Origin of the sequence: Pseudoxanthomonas daejeonensis (genome assembly GCF_022637495.1) — a bacterium.
In the GTDB taxonomy this organism is placed as follows: domain Bacteria; phylum Pseudomonadota; class Gammaproteobacteria; order Xanthomonadales; family Xanthomonadaceae; genus Pseudoxanthomonas; species Pseudoxanthomonas daejeonensis.
On the sequence record NZ_CP093331.1, the window covers coordinates 2,843,626 to 2,861,144 of the forward strand.

Here is a 17,519-nt window from a genome sequence, read left to right on the forward strand (position 1 = left end):
AAGATGACCACGACTCCCGCGATGCCGTCCGCCGCCGAGCTCCTGCCACTGCTGCCGGAGCTGGTGATGGTCGGCGGCGCCTTTGCCCTGCTGATCATCGACCTGTTCATCGATGCCAGGCACAAGGTCTGGACGCATTTCCTATCGGTGCTGGTGCTGGTGGTGGTGCTGGCGATGCTGGCCACCGGCACGGGCGGGCAGGGCGTGGCGTTCAACGGCATGTTCGTGCGCGACACCGCCGCCGACGTGATGAAGCTGGCGATCGTGCTGATGAGCGGCCTGACCCTGGTCTACGGCTGGAGCTACCTGCGCGAACGCAAGCTGTACCAGGGCGAGATCCCGGTGCTGGTGCTGTTCGCCACCGCGGGCATGATGATGCTGGTCTCGGCCGGCAGCCTGGTGATGGTCTACCTGGGCCTGGAGCTGCTGGCGCTGTGCTCTTACGCCCTGGTCGCCGCCGACCGCGACAACGGCAAGGCTACCGAGGCGGCGATGAAGTACATCGTGCTCGGTTCGCTGGCCTCGGGCCTGCTGCTGTACGGCATGTCCCTGGTCTACGGCGCGACCGGCAGCCTGCATCTGGATGCGATCAACGCCGCCATCGGCGGTTCCGACGAGCGCACCCTGCTGCTCACCGGCACGGTGTTCATGGTCGCCGGCGTGGCCTTCAAGCTCGGCGCGGCGCCGTTCCACATGTGGCTGCCCGACGTGTACCAGGGCGCCACCGCACCGGTCGCGCTGTTCGTGAGCTCGGCGCCGAAGCTGGCCGCGTTCGGCATGGCCTACCGCCTGCTGGAAGTGGGCGTGGGTCCGCTGGCCGACGAATGGAAGTGGCTGCTGGCCGGCCTGGCCGCCGCTTCGCTGGTGATCGGCAACCTGATGGCCATCGCCCAGACCAACCTCAAGCGCATGCTGGCGTACTCCACCGTCTCGCACATCGGCTTCCTGCTGATGGGCCTGGCCGGCGGCGACGAGCGCGGCTACGCGGCGGCGCTGTTCTACGCGATCGCCTACGCGCTGATGTCCACCGCGGCCTTCGGCGCGATCATCGCGCTGTCGCGGCAGGGTTTCGAAGCCGAGAACATCGACGACTTCAAGGGCCTCAACGCCCGCAGCCCGTGGATGGCGGGGCTGGTGCTCTGCATCATGGCCTCGCTGGCAGGCGTGCCGCCGTTCCTGGGCTTCTGGACCAAGCTGGCCGTGCTCGGCGCGGCGGTGCAGGGCGGGATGCTGTGGCTGGCCCTGCTGGGCGTGCTGTGTGCGGTCATCGGCGCGTTCTACTACCTGCGCGTGATCAAGGTCATGTACTTCGACGAGCCCGTAGGCGCGCCGCTGCCGGCGCACAACGACCGCGTGCTGGGCGTGGTGCTGGGGGTCAACTCGCTCGGCCTGCTGGCGCTGGGCCTGGCCTGGAACCCGATCATGGTGTGGTGCCAGCGGGCGTTCGTGTAAGTCCGCTGCGGATGGCCCTTCGGGGCGGTGGCGCCTGCAAGGGTTTCTGTGCGAAATCCGGCGACTGTGCCGGGGTGTTAGTCCAGGGCAATACGATTATTTGCATCGGGTGAGTGACAGGGCTTGCAATAGTCCGCGTTAATCACCATAATTCCGCTTCTGCTGCGGGGTGGAGCAGTCTGGCAGCTCGTCGGGCTCATAACCCGAAGGTCGCAGGTTCAAATCCTGCCCCCGCTACCATGTTTCGCGGTTCCGTTTTCCGGTTCACTGTATGGATACGGACCCGCAAGCCTGGGCTTGCAACGACGCATGTTCCCGTCGTTGCGCCGATTCCAGCATCATCGGATGGGAAGCCCAGATAGGGCTCCTGTCGGACACGGGGCCCGGTCGGGCCCTTTGTCGTTTCCGGGGCCCGGAAAAGTCGTCGCCGTTCCGTTTCCGCGTTCGAGAAACCGCCGCAATGAGCGAGAAGCACAGCGAAATCACCGAGCTGCTGGGCCCGACCATCGAGTCGCTGGGCCTGGAGCTGCTGGGCATCGAATACCTGCCGGCCCCTGGCGGCGCGACGTTGCGCCTGTACATCGATGTTCCGGCAGGCGAGGGCGGCGAGCCCGAGCGGACGGTGACCATCGAAGACTGCGAGTCGGTCAGTCGCGAGGTTTCGGCGCAGTTGGACGTGGCCGATCCGATCTCCAGCAACTACACGCTGGAAGTGTCCTCGCCGGGCCTGGACCGGCCGCTGTTCACCGCCACGCAGTTCGCCCGCTTCGTTGGCGAAGAAGCCAAGGTCGGCCTGAAGCTGCCGCAGGATGGCCGTCGCCGCCTGCAGGGCCGGATCCTGCGGGTCGAGGCCGGCAACGTGGTGTTCGGCCTTGACGACGTCGAGTTCGTCGTCGCGGCCGACAACATCGACAAGGCGCGCCTGGTGCCCGACTGGGCGGCCATGGGCCTGGCGCCGAACAAGAATTCGCCCTCGAAGGGCAAGCCCGCCAAGGGGCAGGGCAGCAGCACGAACACTGGCAAGCAACCCTCCACCAAGCCGGCGGCCGGCAAGCCGCACGCGGAGTAAAGACAAGATGAGCAAGGAACTTCTTCTGGTAGTGGATGCGGTCGCCAACGAGAAGGGCGTGCCGCGCGACGTGATCTTCGACGCGCTGGAGGCCGCGCTGGCTTCCGCCGCCAAGAAGCGCTACCTGGACCAGGACGTGGTCGCCCGCGTGGCGATCGACCGCAAGGACGGCAGCTACGAGACCTTCCGCCGCTGGGAAGTGGTGGCCGACGACGTGGTCATGGAATCCCCCGACCGGCAGATCCGCCTGATGGACGCGATCGACGAGGCCGACGGCGTCGAGGTCGGCGACTGGATCGAGGAGCCGATCGAGAACCCCGAGTTCGGGCGCATCTCGGCGCAGGCCGCCAAGCAGGTGATCGTGCAGCGCGTGCGCGAGGCCGAGCGCCAGCAGGTCGTCGATGCATGGAAGGATCGCGTCGGCGAACTGGTCACCGGCGTGGTCAAGCGCGCCGAGCGCGGCAACATCTTCGTGGACCTGGGCGGCAACGCCGAAGCCTTCATCCCGAAGGACAAGGGCATCCCGCGTGACGTCCTGCGCACCGGCGACCGCGTGCGCGGCTACCTGTTCGAGGTCCGCAGCGAACCCCGCGGTCCGCAGCTGTTCATCAGCCGCGGCGCGCCGGAATTCATGATCGAGCTGTTCAAGCTCGAAGTGCCGGAAGTGGGCCAGGGCCTGGTCGAGATCAAGGCCTGCGCCCGCGACCCGGGCGATCGCGCCAAGATCGCCGTCGTCGCCCACGACAACCGCACCGATCCGATCGGCGCGTGCATCGGCATGCGCGGTTCGCGCGTCCAGGCCGTATCCAACGAGCTCAACGGCGAGCGCGTGGACATCGTGCTGTGGAACGAGAACCCGGCCAACTTCGTCATCAATGCGATGGCGCCGGCCGAGGTCCAGTCGATCATCGTCGACGAAGAGAAGCATTCGATGGACCTGGCCGTCGCCGAGGACCGCCTGGCCCAGGCGATCGGCAAGGGCGGCCAGAACGTGCGCCTGGCCAGCCGCCTGACCGGCTGGCAGCTCAACGTCATGACCCAGGACCAGGTGGCGGCCAAGTCGGAGGCCGAACAGGCCATCGCCCGCCAGCTGTTCATGGACAAGCTGGAAGTGGACGAGGAGATCGCCGGCATCCTGGTGTCGGAAGGCTTCGGTACGGTCGAGGAGATCGCCTACGTCCCGGTCGGCGAGCTGCTGGCGGTGGAGGGCTTCGACGAGGACATCGTCGAGGAACTGCGCTCCCGCGCCCGCGACGCCCTGCTCAACGAGGCGCTGGCGGTGGAGGAGGAGCTGGACGAGCACCAGCCCGCCGACGACCTGCTGGCCCTGGAAGGCATGGACGAGGAAACCGCCTTCGCCCTGGCCGCCCACGGCGTGCGCACCAGCGAGGACCTGTCCGACCTGGCCGCCGACGAAGTGGTCGAGTTCGGCATCGAGGGCCTGGACGAAGTCCGCGCCGCGGCGCTGATCCTGGCCGCCCGCGCCGAGGAAATCGCCCGCCTGGAGCGGGGCGCGTGAGCGCCCAGGCCCGCCTGGAGCGTGGCGCGTGAGCGCCACAGGGGTCCGTACGGGGTACCGGCGATGAGCCGGCGATGAACACCGCCCTGCACCCGCCAGGGCTTAGAATCCGCGCTTCCCTTGCTCTTGGCGAGGGGGCGCCAAACAGAGCATAGGATCCGAATGTCGCAGCAAACCACCATTCGCAAGCTCGCCGAGCTGGTCAGCACCCCGGTCGAGAAGCTGCTCGAGCAGCTGGCCGAGGCTGGCATGCCCTTCAGCGACCCCGACCAGGTCGTGACCAGCGCCGAGAAACTCAAGCTGCTCGGCTTCCTCAAGCGCGCGCACGGCAAGAACGATGCGCCGGCCGAAGAAGTCGCCGCGCCGAAGAAGATCACCCTGGCACGACGCAAGGTGCAGGAGCTGACCGTCGGCGGTGGCCGCAGCAAGACCACCGTCAATGTCGAGGTCCGGCAGAAGCGCACTTACGTCAAGGGCGCCGAGAATCCGACCGATGGCGAACGCGCGCCGATCGTTCCGTTGAACGACGAGCATGCCGAGGTCCTGCGCAAGCTCGAGGAATCGCGCCAGCGCAACCTCGCCGAGCAGCAGCACCTGGCCGAAGTGGACCGGGTGCGCGCCGAGGAGCTTGATCGCAAGCGGCAGGTCGAGGATGCGCAGCGGCTCGCAGAGGAAACGCAGCGCAAGGCCGACGAGGAGCGGGAGAAGCCCGCCGCGACGCGTACCCCGATCGACGAGAGCGCGCCGCGCCCTCCGCGCGCCGCCACCCCGGCGCACCGCCCGGCGACGCCCGATCGCGGCGCCGACGACGGTCGCGGCCACAAGCACAAGACCCGCGGCTCGCACGTCATGGTCGCCGGCATCGAGGACGATTCGGCCGCCAGCCGCTTCGCCGGCCAGTTGCACCTGTCGGCCGCCGACCGCGCGCGCCGGACCAGCACGCGCCCGGGCAGCAAGCCCAAGCCGCGTCGCCAGGAAATGCGGGGCGGTTCGTCCTCCGGCGGTGCCGGTGGCTTCGAGCGCCCGACCGCACCGGTCGTGCGCGAAGTGGCGATCGGTGACGCGATCACCGTGGCCGACCTGGCGCAGAAGCTCGCGCTCAAGGGCGGCGACGTGGTCAAGGCGATGTTCAAGATGGGCGTGATGGCCACCATCACCCAGACCATCGACCACGACACCGCGGCGCTGATCGTCGAAGAGCTCGGCCACAAGGTGGTCCGTGCCGACAGCGACGATGCCGAGAGCGAACTGCTGGCCCACGTCGAGGAGACCCAGGGCGACCGGGCCTCGCGTCCGCCGGTGGTCACCATCATGGGCCACGTCGACCACGGCAAGACCTCGCTGCTGGACTACATCCGTCGCACCAAGGTCGCCACTGGCGAAGCGGGCGGCATCACCCAGCACATCGGCGCGTACCACGTCGAAACGCCCAAGGGTGTCATCAGCTTCCTCGATACCCCCGGCCATGCGGCCTTCACCTCGATGCGCGCGCGTGGCGCCAAGCTGACCGACATCGTGGTGCTGGTGGTAGCGGCCGACGACGGCGTCATGCCGCAGACCAAGGAAGCGATCCAGCACGCGAAGGCGGCCGGCGTGCCGCTGATCGTGGCGATCAACAAGATCGACAAGTCCGACGCCGACCCGATGCGGGTCAAGAACGAACTGCTCGCCGAGGAGATCGTGGCCGAGGACTTCGGTGGCGACACCCAGATGGTCGAGCTGTCGGCCAAGACTGGCGACGGCGTGGACGACCTGCTCGACGCGATTTCCCTGCAGGCCGAAGTGCTCGAACTGAAGGCCGTCCCCGATGGCCGCGCCAGCGGCGTGGTAATCGAGTCGGCGCTGGACAAGGGCCGCGGCCCGATCGCCACCGTGCTGGTCCAGCAGGGCCAGTTGCGCAAGGGCGACTACCTGGTCTGCGGCGTGCAGTACGGCCGCGTGCGCGCGCTGTTCGACGAGACCGGCGGCCAGCCGGAGTCGGCCGGCCCGTCGATCCCGGTGCAGGTGCTGGGGCTGTCGGGTGTGCCCGACGCGGGCGACGACTTCGTCGTGGTCAAGGACGAGCGCCTGGCCAAGGACGTGGCGCAGCAGCGCGACGCCAAGCGCCGCGAGTCGCGCCTGGTCCAGGCCGCGGGCAACCGCATGGAAGACATCCTGGCCCAGATGGGCAAGGGCGAGGGCCAGCAGGTCCTCAACCTGGTGGTGAAGGCCGACGTGCAGGGTTCGGTGGAAGCGCTGAAGCAGGCGCTGACCGCGCTGTCCAACGACCAGATCCGGATTAACGTGATCAGCTCGGGCGTGGGCGGCATCACCGAGTCCGATGCCAGCGTCGCCATGACCGCCAAGGCCACGATGATCGGCTTCAACGTCCGCGCCGATGCGTCGGCGCGCCGGGTCATCGAGTCCAACGGTGTCGACCTGCGCTACTTCTCGATCATCTACGACGTGATCGACCAGGTGAAGCAGGTCGCTTCGGGCCTGCTGGGCGTGGAGATCCGCGAGGAGATCATCGGTATCGCCCAGGTCCGCGACGTGTTCCGCAGTTCCAAGTTCGGCGCCGTCGCCGGCTGCATGGTCATCGAGGGCGTGGTCCGGCGGAACAAGCCGATCCGCGTGCTTCGCGACAGCGTGGTCGTCTTCGAGGGCGAGCTGGAATCGCTGCGCCGCTTCAAGGAAAACGTGGACGAAGTGCGCAACGGCACCGAGTGCGGCATCGGCGTGAAGGAGTACAACGACGTCAAGCCGGGCGACCAGATCGAGTGCTTCGAGCGCATCGAGGTCCAGCGCACGCTGTAACCGCGCACGCGCCGGGCGATGCGTCCGGCACAGGCGCGACGACGGGACGGCCCATGCGGCCGTCCCGCTGTTTCCGGCCCGCGTTCCGCCGGTCCGCATCGCGCGGCGGCGCGCTGCCGTTCCATCGGGCCCGGGGCCCGGCAAGGAGTCGAACATGCCCACCAAATCCTTCCACCGCACCGACCGCGTTTCCGCGCAGCTCCGCCGCGAGGTGGGGACCCTGGTCCACGAGGCCGTGCGCGAGTACGGCCTGCCGTCGGTCAGCGTTTCCGACGTCGAAGTCAGCCGCGACCTGGCCCACGCCAAGGTGTTCGTCACCGCGCTGCAGGCCGAACGCTCGGTCGAAGCGGTCAAGGCGCTGAAGGAGCTGTCGCGCGAGCTGCGGACCGAACTGGCGCGGCGGGTCAAGATGCGCCACGTCCCCGAACTGCATTTCCACTACGACGATTCGGTCGACAAGGGCGAGCGGATCGAGATCCTGCTCAGGGACAATCCGCCCGCCGGTTCGGATCCCGAATAAGCCGGCCGGCTGCTATCGGGGCCCTGCCGCGCATGCCGGCGCCGCTTTTCGCCGGCCTTGCGCGCGGCTCCTGCCCGACACACGCCCTCCGCATCCCTTGATGACCTCTCCACGACGTTTCCGTCCGCTCGACGGCATCCTCCTGCTCGACAAGCCGGCGGGCATGAGCTCCAACGCCGCGCTGCAGGGGGGCCGCCGCCTGTTCCGCGCCGAGAAGGGCGGGCATACCGGCAGCCTGGATCCGCTCGCCACCGGCCTGCTGCCGCTGTGCTTCGGCGAGGCGACCAAGCTGGCCGGGCTGCTGCTGGGCTCGGACAAGGCCTACGAGGCCGGCATCGTGCTGGGCGCCACCACCGATACCGATGACGCCGACGGCCAGGTGCTGCTCCAGCGTCCGGTTCCGCCGCTGGACCGCGCGAAGCTGGAAGCGGCCCTGGCGCCACTGACCGGCATCCTCCAGCAGCGCGCTCCGGTCTACTCGGCGCTCAAGCAGGGTGGCGAACCGCTGTACGCACGCGCCCGCCGCGGCGAGTCGATCGAGGCGCCGGTGCGCCAGGTGACCGTGCACGCCATCGAGTTGCTGGAGGCCGGCAGCGACCATCTGCGCCTTCACGTGACCTGCGGCAGCGGCACCTACATCCGCAGCCTGGCCCGCGACCTGGGCGAGGCGCTGGGCTGCGGCGCGCATATCGCCAGCCTGCGCCGGCTGTGGGTCGATCCGTTCAGGCAGCCGCACATGTACACCCTGGATGAACTGGCAGCGCTGGCTGGGACGGGAGGCGAGGCCGCGCTGGAGGCCTGCCTGCTGCCGCTGGCGGCCGGCCTGGCCGGCTTCCCGCGGGTCGAACTGGCGTCGGCCGAGGCCGCGCGCTTCGGCCAGGGCCAGAGGCTGCGCGGTCCTTGGGGCCCGGCCGATCCGGCGGGTGTCTTCACGCAGGACGGGGTTCCGCTCGGGCTGGCGCGGGTCGAGCCCGACGGTCGCCTGTCGCCCCAGCGCCTGTTCCGCAATCCGCCCGTGCCGGGCTGATCCAGGGGCCGCCTTGTCCGCAAAGGCTGCCGCAGGTACAATTTGCGCGCCTTTTTACGGCAAATATTTCCGTCCCGTTCCTGCCCACCTGGCGGGAGGGCGGCCATCCGCAAGCGGCGGGTCAGGCGGTGCGCTCACGCGTTCCTGCAGGCCTCGCATCTCAAGAGAAAACACATGTCCATCGACACCCAGAAAGTCATCGCCGACAACGCGCGCGGCACCAACGACACCGGTTCGCCGGAAGTCCAGGTCGCCCTGCTGACCGCCCGCATCGAGCAGCTGACCGAGCACTTCAAGACCCACAAGAAGGACCACCACAGCCGCCGTGGCCTGCTGCAGCTGGTCAACCGCCGCCGCAGCCTGCTGGACTACCTGAAGCGCAAGGACAACGCGCGCTACAAGGGCCTGATCGAGAAGCTCGGCCTGCGTCGCTAAGCAAGACCCCGCCGCGGCGCAGAGATGCGCCGCGGTTTGCGTTTGGGGCCTCGCCGTCGGACGCGACTGATCCACTCCGAAATCCACGCCCGGGCCCGCAGCCCGGAGCAGCACCATCGCCAGAGGCCGGGATCTCCGGCCACCCGCATGCGGCAGGGGTCGCATACGGTCTATCCGAAGCAGCATCCTCCAAGGAATCAACGTGGCAAAAATCACCAAAACCTTCCAGTACGGCAAGCACCAGGTCACCCTGGAAACCGGCGAGATCGCCCGCCAGGCCGGCGGTGCCGTCATCGTCAAGTTCGATGACACCGTGCTGCTGGTTTCCGCCGTTGCAGCGAAGTCGGCCCGCGAAGGGCAGGACTTCTTCCCGCTGACGGTCGACTACCAGGAGAAGTTCTACGCCGGCGGCCGCATCCCGGGTGGCTTCTTCAAGCGCGAAGGTCGCGCGACCGAGAAGGAGACGCTGATCTCGCGCCTGATCGATCGCCCGCTGCGTCCGCTGTTCCCGGAAGAGTTCCGCAATGAAGTGCAGGTCATCGCCACGGTGATGTCGCTGAACCCGGAAATCGACGGTGACATCCCGGCGCTGATCGGTGCTTCCGCCGCCGTCGCCCTGACCGGCGCGCCGTTCAACGGCCCGATCGGTGCCGCCAAGGTCGGTTACATCAACGGCGAGTACGTGCTGAACCCGACCGTCAGCGAGCTGAAGACCTCCAAGCTCGAGCTCGTCGTCGCCGGCACCTCCAATGCCGTGCTGATGGTCGAGTCCGAAGCGGCCGAGCTGTCGGAAGAAGTGATGCTGGGCGCGGTCATGTTCGGCCATCGCGAGATGCAGAAGGTCATCGCCGTCATCAACGAGCTGGTTGCCGAAGCCGGCAAGCCGAAGTGGGACTGGCAGCCGCCGGCCAAGAACGAAGGCCTGATCGCCGCGCTTCGCCATGCCGTGGGCGACAGCCTGGCCGGCGCGTTCCAGGTGCGCGACAAGCTCGAGCGCCGCGACACGATCTCCAGCCTGAAGAAGGCCATCCTGGGCACGCTGGCGCCGCAGGCCGAGACCCATTCGTGGTCCGCCGGCGACCTGTCCAAGGAGTTCAGCGAGCAGGAATACCAGACCATGCGCAACTCGGTCCTCAAGACCAAGGTCCGCATCGACGGTCGCGCGCTGGACCAGGTCCGTCCGATCAATTCGCAGGTCAGCGTCCTGCCGCGCGTGCACGGCTCCTCGCTGTTCACCCGTGGCGAGACCCAGGCCATCGTCGCGGTCACCCTGGGCACCGCGCGTGATGGCCAGGTCATCGACGCAGTGTCGGGCGAGTACAAGGACCACTTCCTGTTCCATTACAACTTCCCCCCGTACTCGGTGGGCGAAGCCGGCCGCATGATGGGCCCGAAGCGTCGCGAAATCGGCCACGGCCGCCTCGCCAAGCGCGGCGTGCTCGCCGTGATGCCGACCATGGAAGCGTTCCCCTACACCATCCGCGTGGTCTCGGAGATAACCGAGTCCAACGGCTCCTCCTCGATGGCATCGGTCTGCGGCAGCTCGCTGGCGCTGATGGATGCCGGCGTGCCGATCAAGGCGCCGGTGGCGGGCATCGCGATGGGTCTGGTCAAGGAAGGCGACGACTTCGTCGTGCTGTCGGACATCCTCGGTGACGAAGACCACCTGGGCGACATGGACTTCAAGGTGGCCGGTACCGAGAACGGCGTGTCCGCGCTGCAGATGGACATCAAGATCGAAGGCATCACCGAAGAGATCATGAAGCAGGCGCTGTCGCAGGCGAAGGCCGGCCGCTTGCACATCCTGGGTGAAATGGCCCGCGCGATGACCTCGCCGCGCCAGGAGCTCAGCGAGTTCGCGCCGCGCCTGATCACCATCAAGATCCACCCCGACAAGATCCGCGAAGTGATCGGCAAGGGCGGTTCGGTGATCCAGGCGATCACCAAGGAAACCGGCACGCAGATCGACATCCAGGACGACGGCACGATCACCATCGCTTCGGTGAATGGCGCTGCCGGCCAGGCCGCCAAGGCCCGCATCGAGCAGATCACCTCGGACGTCGAGCCGGGCCGGATCTACGAGGGCAAGGTCGCCAAGATCATGGACTTCGGCGCGTTCGTCACCATCCTGCCGGGCAAGGACGGCCTGGTCCACGTGTCGCAGATCTCCAACGATCGCGTGGAGAAGGTCGGCGATGCGTTGAAGGAAGGCGACCTGGTCAAGGTCAAGGTGCTGGAAGTCGACAAGCAGGGCCGCATCCGCCTGTCGATCAAGGCCGTCGAGGAAGGCGAGGGCGTGACGGAGTAATTCCGCCAGCCTTGCGAAACGAAAAGAGCGGGCTTCGGCCCGCTCTTTTTTTGTCCAGCCGAAGCGTCAGCGGCCGTCGATTCCGTGGGCGACACCCTGTCGCCAGACCGACAGGTTCACCGGCGCCCGTGATGGCCGCCGGGCTGCGACGTGACGGATCGCGGGAGCGCGCGGCAACGGATGCGCGCCGCGGGCCATTGCGGCCACCCGGTCTTTTCAGGACGTACCGTATGTGTCCCACCATGCGGTGGACGCTTGCGCCAGGCTCAGGCGGCCTTGAGCGTTTCCAGCCCGCGCCGATCGAGGATGTCGACCCGGTAGGTGCCCGGCAGTGCGATCAGCCCGCGCGTGCGCAGTGCGGTCAGGCAGCGGCTGACCGTTTCCACGGTAAGGCCGAGATGGTCGGCGATGTCGGCGCGCGGCATCGGCAGTACCAGGGACGGCCCGGGCATGCCGGCGCGCGCCTGGCGGGCGGCAAGGGTCAGCAGGAAGTCGGCCATGCGCTCGGTAGGGTTCATCCGGGCCAGCGACATCATCCGTTCGTGCGCCGAATCCAGCTCGTCGCAGGCGCGCTCCAGCAGCTTCCCCCGCAGGTGCGGGAACTGCTCGCCCAGTCGCTGCATGGCGTCCAGGCCGAAACGGCACAATTCGGTCTCGCCCAGCGCCTCGATATCGTTCTGGTGCGCCGTCGCCCCGCTGAGGCCGACGAAGTCGCCCGGGAGGGCGAAGCCGGCGACCTGGCGCCGGCCATCCGCGGACAGCCGCACCAGCCGCAGCGCGCCACGGGTGACGGTGAAGACATGCCGGCGCGGTTCGCCCTGGCGCGCGAGCACCGCCCCGGGAGCCAGGACCTGCAGGCTCGCCGCCGTATCCAGGGCATTTATCTCTTCGTGCGACAGCACGGCGCATACCGACAGGTGGCGGACCTGGCAGTGCAGGCACGGGCCGAGCGGGGCCGTGGCTTCCGGCGGGGGGGTCAGGCAGAGATTGTCGAACGGAGGCCAGGACATGCGTCACGCCGCGGGGTCGTTGCGACAATGATACCGGTGTGACGGTCCATGCGCCGTCCAGTGCGATACCCCGCCAAGGTAGAATTGCGCTCCCAGCGCGTTCCGCAGGAGTTTTCAGCTTGATCAGGCCTCGCACACCGCCCGGCGTCATGGAACTGCTGCCGCGCGAGCAGATCGCGTTCCAGCGCATGCTCGACGTGATCCGCCGCAACTACGAGCGGTTCGGCTTCCTGCCGGTGGAAACACCGGTGTTCGAACTGTCCGACGTGCTGCTGACCAAGTCGGGCGGCGAGACCGAGCGCCAGGTGTATTTCGTCCAGTCCACCGGCGCGCTGGCCAATGCGGCGGCGGACGGTGAGAAGGGCGACGGCGGGTCGACCGCCACGCTGCCCGAACTGGCCCTGCGCTTCGACCTGACCGTGCCGCTGGCCCGTTACGTGGCAGAGCACGAACACGAACTGAGCTTTCCGTTCCGGCGCTACCAGATGCAGCGCGTGTACCGCGGCGAGCGCGCCCAGCGTGGCCGCTTCCGCGAGTTCTACCAGTGCGACATCGACGTGATCGGCAAGGATGCGCTGAATATCCGCTACGACGCCGAGGTGATGGCGGTGATCCACGCGGTGTTCTCCGAACTGGGGATCGGCGCGTTCAAGGTGCAGTTGAACAACCGCAAGCTGATGCGCGGTTTCTTCGAGGCGCAGGGCGTCACCGATCCGCAGCAGCAGGCGCTGGTCCTGCGCGAGGTCGACAAGATCGACAAGCGCGGCGCCGACTACGTGCGCGAGACGCTGGCGGGCCCGGACTTCGGCCTGCCCGTCGCTGCGGTCGAGCGGATCCTGGCGTTCGTCGAGGTACGCTCGGCTTCGCACGAGGACGCGCTGGACCAGATCGGACAGGTGCTGGCGCAGGCCGGCGACCAGGCCAGCGAAACGCTGCGCGCCGGTGCCGGCGAGCTGCGCGAGGTACTGGAACTGGTGAAGGCGCTGGGCGTCCCCGAGTCGGCCTATTGCCTGAACTTCTCGATCGCGCGCGGCCTGGACTATTACACCGGCACGGTCTACGAGACCCAACTGGTCGACCATCCGGGCATCGGCTCGATCTGCTCGGGCGGTCGCTACGAAGACCTGGCCAGCCACTACACCAAGTCGAAGCTGCCGGGCGTGGGCATCTCCATCGGCCTGACCCGGCTGTTCTGGCAGCTGCGCGAGGCCGGACTGGTCGAGGGCATCGCCGAGAGCAGCGTGCAGGCGATGGTCGCCCTGATGGACGAGGCGCAGCTGCCCGAAGCGCTGGACATCGCCCGCCACCTGCGCGCCGGCGGCATCAATACCGAAGTGCAGATGGAAGCACGCAAGGTCGGCAAGCAGTTCCAGTACGCCTCGCGCGCGGGCATCCGCTTCGTCGTGCTGGCCGGCGACGACGAGCTGGCCCGCGGCGTGGTCGCGGTCAAGGACCTGGTCCGCGAGCAGCAGTTCGAAGTGGCGCGCTCCGAGCTGGCCGGCACGCTGCGGGTGGAACTCGAACAGACCCGCGCACTCGCCGGCCGCTGAGCCGCACGCAACGCATTACGGAACACGCACGATGCAGACGATCCGCCTCGACGGACAATCCCTGACCCGCGACCGTCTGGTCGCGGTGGCCCATGGCGCGCCAGTCGAACTGGCGTCTGGCGCGCTGGTCGCGGTGCAGCGCGCCGCCGATTTCCTCGCCGAACAGGTCCGGCGCGAGGAACCGATCTACGGCGTCTCCACCGGCTTCGGCAGCAACGCCGACAAGCTGCTCGGCGCGCATCCGCTGCGCGACGCGCTGCCAGGCGCCGCGCCGTCCGGTCGTTCGCTGCACGAGGAACTGCAACGCAACCTGATCGTGACCCATGCGGTGTGCGTGGGTGAACCCATGTCCGCCGACGTGGTGCGGGCGATGCTGTGCATCCGCATCAACACCCTGCTCAAGGGGCACTCCGGTATCCGCGTGCAGACGCTGCAGGCGCTCGCCGCGCTGCTCAACGCCGGGATCGTGCCGGTGGTGCCGCAGCTGGGTTCGGTCGGCGCCTCCGGCGACCTGGCGCCGCTGTCGCACCTGGCGATCGTGCTGCTGGGCGGTGGCGAAGCCTTCTTCGAAGGGCAGCGGATGCCGGGTGGCGAAGCATTGCAGCGGGCAGGCCTGGAGCCGGTGTCGCTTTCCTACAAGGAAGGCCTGGCGCTGAACAACGGCACTGCGCAGATGCTCGCGATGGGTGTGCTCGCACTGCACCGGCTGGAAATGATGCTGGACACGGCCGACCTCGCCGCGGCGATGACCCTGGACGCGTTTGCCGGCCGCCTGGGTGCGTTCGCGCCGGAAGTGCACGCGCTGCGCCCGCACCCGGGCCAGGTGCAGGTGGCTGGAAACCTGCGCCGGTTGCTGTCCGGTTCGACCCTGGCCGACATCGCCTACCACTTGGTGCCGAAGTTCCGCCCGTGGCTGCCGGCCAGCTGGGATACGCCCGAATCGCAGGCTTTACGCTTCGACATCGGCTGGGACTGGGTGCCGGCCGACCAGCGTCATGGACGCGAGAAGTTCTACCTGCGCTTCCTGCCGTTCCGTGGTGGCAAGAAGCACCAACCGCAGGACAGCTATTCGCTGCGCTGCATCCCGCAGGTGCACGGCGCGGTGCGCGACGCCGCCGCGCAGGCCGCGCGCGTGCTCGACATCGAGCTCAACGCGGTCACCGACAATCCGCTGGTGTTCCCGGAAAAGACGGACTCGACCCACGTCGAGGAACAGGTGATCTCCGCCGGCCACTTCCACGGCATGCCGCTGGCACTGGTGCTGAGCTACCTGAAGGCCGCGATCCCGACCCTGGCCTCGATCTCCGAGCGCCGCCTCAACAAGCTGGTCGATCCCGCCACCAATGATGGACTGCCCGCGTTCCTGATCGGCAACGAGGACGGCACCGAGTCGGGCCACATGATCGTGCAGTACACCGCCGCGGCGATCGTCAACGACCTGGCCAGCCGCGCGCATCCGGCCAGCGTGTTCTCGGTGCCGACCAGCGCCAATGCCGAGGATCACGTGTCGATGGGCGCCAACGAGGCGCGCCACGTGCTGTCGATGGTCGAGGACCTGGGCAAGGTGCTCGCGCTGGAGCTGTACACGGCCGCACAGGCGCTGGACCTGCGCCGCGACATGATCAACGCGGCACGCGAGCTGGCCCGTCGTGCCGATGCGGTCGCGCTGGCAGGCAAGGTGCAGGGCGGACCGGCGTCGGACGCGCCGGGGCGCGAAGGCTTCCTCGCCGAAGTCGAATCGCTGCGCGCGCAGCTGGCGCAGGCCGATGCGTTCCATCCGGGCACGGCCGTCGCCGCGGCGCATGCGCGCATCCGCGCGACGGTGCCGTTCCTCGCGCGTGATCGCGCGCTGGACGGTGAAGTCGCCGCGATGGTGGGCCTGGTCGCTTCCGGCGCTCTGCTTCCGGCCGCGGTCGCCGCCGGCTAGCTAGGATCCGGCGACCCGGACCTGGTCGCGACCGCCGGACTTGGCCGCATACAGGGCGTTGTCGACCACCTGCAGCGCCATGTCGGTCGCCGCGTCTTCGTGTTCGACGCCGGTATCGACCGCGTGCACGCCGATGCTGGCGGTCACCGTCACAGTCGGGCCGCGGGTGCGGATCGGTTCCTCGCGCAGGCGCGTGCACACTTCCTCGGCCAGCTCGCGCGCATGGAAGATGTCGATGCCGGGCAGGGCGGCGATGAATTCCTCGCCGCCGTAGCGCGCCACCAGCGCGCCGTGCGGCCGCAGGATGCTCTCGACGACGCGGGCGCAACGGCGCAGGCAATCGTCACCGACCAGGTGGCCGTGGCGGTCGTTGATCGCCTTGAAGTGGTCCAGGTCGACCATCAGCAGCGACAGCGGCTGGCCCTGGGTGCGCGCGGCCTCGAGCAGCGACTCGAAGCGTTCGCGGAACCAGCCGCGGTTGTACAGGCCGGTCAGCGCGTCGTGGCGGCTGGCCTCGCGCAGGCGAGAGTGCGCCGTCTCCAGTTGTTCCAGTGCGGTGCGCAGTTCGCTGGTGCGCTCCAGCACCTGCGATTCCAGCTGCAGCTTGGCCCGGCGAACGATCCGTTCGTTCTCGTTGCGCAGCGCTGCGTAGCGGTAGCTCAGCGCGATGGAAAGCAGCAGCATTTCCAGCGCCGAGCCGATCTGCACGCCGTACACGGTCAGGAACGACTTGGGCAGCAGGCCGAAAGCCAGCGCGGTGAACATGCCGGTACCGAGCAGGAACATGCTCCAGGCCGCCAGGAACAGCCGCGCCGAACGGTCGCCCCGACGCACCGACACGAAGGTCACGGTCAGGATCCAGGCGATGCTGAGGAATACCGATGCGGCGGCCACGGGCGTGGCGATGCGGTATGGCAGCCAGAACGAGGCCACGCCCAGCACGACGTAGAAGGCGATGCACGCCAGCGAGACGATGTTGCCCACCGGCCACATCGTGGGCAGGCGCAGGAATACGCGGGCGAACTGCTGCATGCCGATCTGCGCCAGGCAGATCGACAACGGCACCGACAGGTCGGCCAGCCACGGTGAATCGGGCCACAGGTATTCGAAGCCCAGGCCGTTGAGCGTCATCAGCACCAGGCCGAACGCGCTCAGGTGGAACAGGTACCAGAAGTAGCTCGAATCACGCAGTGCCAGCCACAGCACCAGGTTGTAGAAGAACAGCGCGATCAGGATGCCGTAATACAGGCCGATGCCGAACTGCGCGTCGCGGGAGATCTCGATGAAAGCCGCGGGGGTATGCAGGGTCAGCGGCACCTGCATCGAGCTCTGGCTCTGCACCCGCAGCAGCACGTCCACGCGATCGCCGGGCGGCAGGTCGAGCATGAAGTTCGGGTAGCGGTAGCTGACGCTGCGCACATCGAACGGCAGGTGGTCGCCGCCGGCGTGATGGACCACCCGCCCATCCGCGTAGCGCAGGTAGAGGTCCAGGCGGTCGCTGAGCGGATAGTCCTGCACCAGCAGCCACTGTGGCTGCGTCGCGTCGCGGTTCTCCAGCCCCACATGGAACCAGTAGGCGCCCTGCTGGAAGCCGAAGGCAGCGCCGCTGCCGGGGAGGGCGGCGAAGCCCCCGTTTTCCACGCTTGCCCATGCCTGGGCGGAGTCCATCTCGCCCGATTCGTCGTGCAGGTAGCGGGTGTGCGCTCCGAGGTCCAACTGCGGCTGGCTGGCGTCCAGGCGCAACGGCGCCTGCGCGTATGCCGGCAGGCCCTGGGCAAAGCATAGGGCGAGGCCCAGGAGCACCCGACCCCAGCATCTGGCGAATGTCCGCAACTCCATGCGTCCCCCGGGAAGGCCCGCCCCAGCCGCCGGTCTGGCGGTGAGGCAGTGTAACGGCGGCGGGCTT

General features: G+C 68.3%; 12 protein-coding genes and 1 tRNA gene. 11 read left to right on the top strand and 2 right to left on the bottom strand.

All coding sequences use genetic code 11. The annotated features are described in order from the left end of the window. Positions 1-3: 3 nt before the first annotated feature. The 9 genes from nuoN (at position 4) to pnp (ending at position 11,126) form a co-directional block, all read left to right on the top strand. The gene (nuoN, locus tag MNQ95_RS12775; RefSeq protein WP_241953105.1) at positions 4-1,452 is read left to right on the top strand and encodes an NADH-quinone oxidoreductase subunit NuoN; all 1,449 of its coding nucleotides are present in this window, start codon (positions 4-6) and stop codon (positions 1,450-1,452) included. A 163-nt stretch (positions 1,453-1,615) separates the two neighbouring features. Further along, positions 1,616-1,692: transfer RNA gene (locus MNQ95_RS12780), tRNA-Met, on the top strand. A 220-nt stretch (positions 1,693-1,912) separates the two neighbouring features. Continuing rightward, a complete protein-coding gene (rimP, locus tag MNQ95_RS12785; RefSeq protein WP_241953106.1) occupies positions 1,913-2,521 on the top strand; it encodes a ribosome maturation factor RimP in 609 nt (202 codons plus the stop codon). A 7-nt stretch (positions 2,522-2,528) separates the two neighbouring features. Continuing rightward, positions 2,529-4,040 (top strand): transcription termination factor NusA, encoded by a 1,512-nt coding sequence (nusA, locus tag MNQ95_RS12790; RefSeq protein WP_162408642.1) that lies wholly within the window; start codon positions 2,529-2,531, stop codon positions 4,038-4,040. Positions 4,041-4,202: 162 nt separating this feature from the next. Continuing rightward, entirely contained in the window at positions 4,203-6,836 is a 2,634-nt protein-coding gene (infB, locus tag MNQ95_RS12795; protein ID WP_241953107.1) for a translation initiation factor IF-2, read from the top strand. Positions 6,837-6,990: 154 nt separating this feature from the next. After that, positions 6,991-7,356, top strand: a complete 366-nt coding sequence (gene rbfA, locus MNQ95_RS12800; RefSeq protein WP_162408644.1) for a 30S ribosome-binding factor RbfA — start codon at positions 6,991-6,993, stop codon at positions 7,354-7,356. Between the two features lie 100 nt (positions 7,357-7,456). Then, positions 7,457-8,383, top strand: coding sequence for a tRNA pseudouridine(55) synthase TruB (gene truB / locus MNQ95_RS12805; RefSeq protein WP_241953108.1), 927 nt, complete (start codon positions 7,457-7,459; stop codon positions 8,381-8,383). A 174-nt stretch (positions 8,384-8,557) separates the two neighbouring features. Beyond that, positions 8,558-8,818: a 30S ribosomal protein S15 gene (gene rpsO, locus MNQ95_RS12810; RefSeq protein ID WP_162408646.1), complete on the top strand. Its 261-nt coding sequence runs from the start codon at positions 8,558-8,560 to the stop codon at positions 8,816-8,818. 202 nt (positions 8,819-9,020) lie between these two features. Continuing rightward, positions 9,021-11,126, top strand: a complete 2,106-nt coding sequence (pnp, locus tag MNQ95_RS12815) for a polyribonucleotide nucleotidyltransferase (protein ID WP_162408647.1) — start codon at positions 9,021-9,023, stop codon at positions 11,124-11,126. Between the two features lie 266 nt (positions 11,127-11,392). Here the strand turns inward: pnp and MNQ95_RS12820 are convergent, their stop codons facing one another. Next, positions 11,393-12,136, bottom strand: a complete 744-nt coding sequence (locus MNQ95_RS12820) for a Crp/Fnr family transcriptional regulator (protein ID WP_241953109.1) — start codon at positions 12,134-12,136, stop codon at positions 11,393-11,395. 119 nt (positions 12,137-12,255) lie between these two features. Here MNQ95_RS12820 and hisS point away from each other — a divergent pair, with 119 nt between their 5' ends. Together hisS and MNQ95_RS12830 are read left to right on the top strand one after the other, a co-directional pair. Then, positions 12,256-13,686, top strand: a complete 1,431-nt coding sequence (gene hisS, locus MNQ95_RS12825) for a histidine--tRNA ligase (protein ID WP_241953110.1) — start codon at positions 12,256-12,258, stop codon at positions 13,684-13,686. A gap of 31 nt (positions 13,687-13,717) precedes the next feature. Then, positions 13,718-15,613 carry an HAL/PAL/TAL family ammonia-lyase gene (locus tag MNQ95_RS12830; RefSeq protein WP_241953111.1) on the top strand — a complete coding sequence of 632 codons (1,896 nt, stop codon included), beginning with the start codon at positions 13,718-13,720 and terminating at the stop codon, positions 15,611-15,613. Here MNQ95_RS12830 and MNQ95_RS12835 read toward each other — a convergent pair whose 3' ends face one another. Beyond that, positions 15,614-17,416, bottom strand: a complete 1,803-nt coding sequence (locus tag MNQ95_RS12835; RefSeq protein ID WP_241953112.1) for a sensor domain-containing diguanylate cyclase — start codon at positions 17,414-17,416, stop codon at positions 15,614-15,616. Between the last annotated feature and the right edge of the window lie 103 nt (positions 17,417-17,519).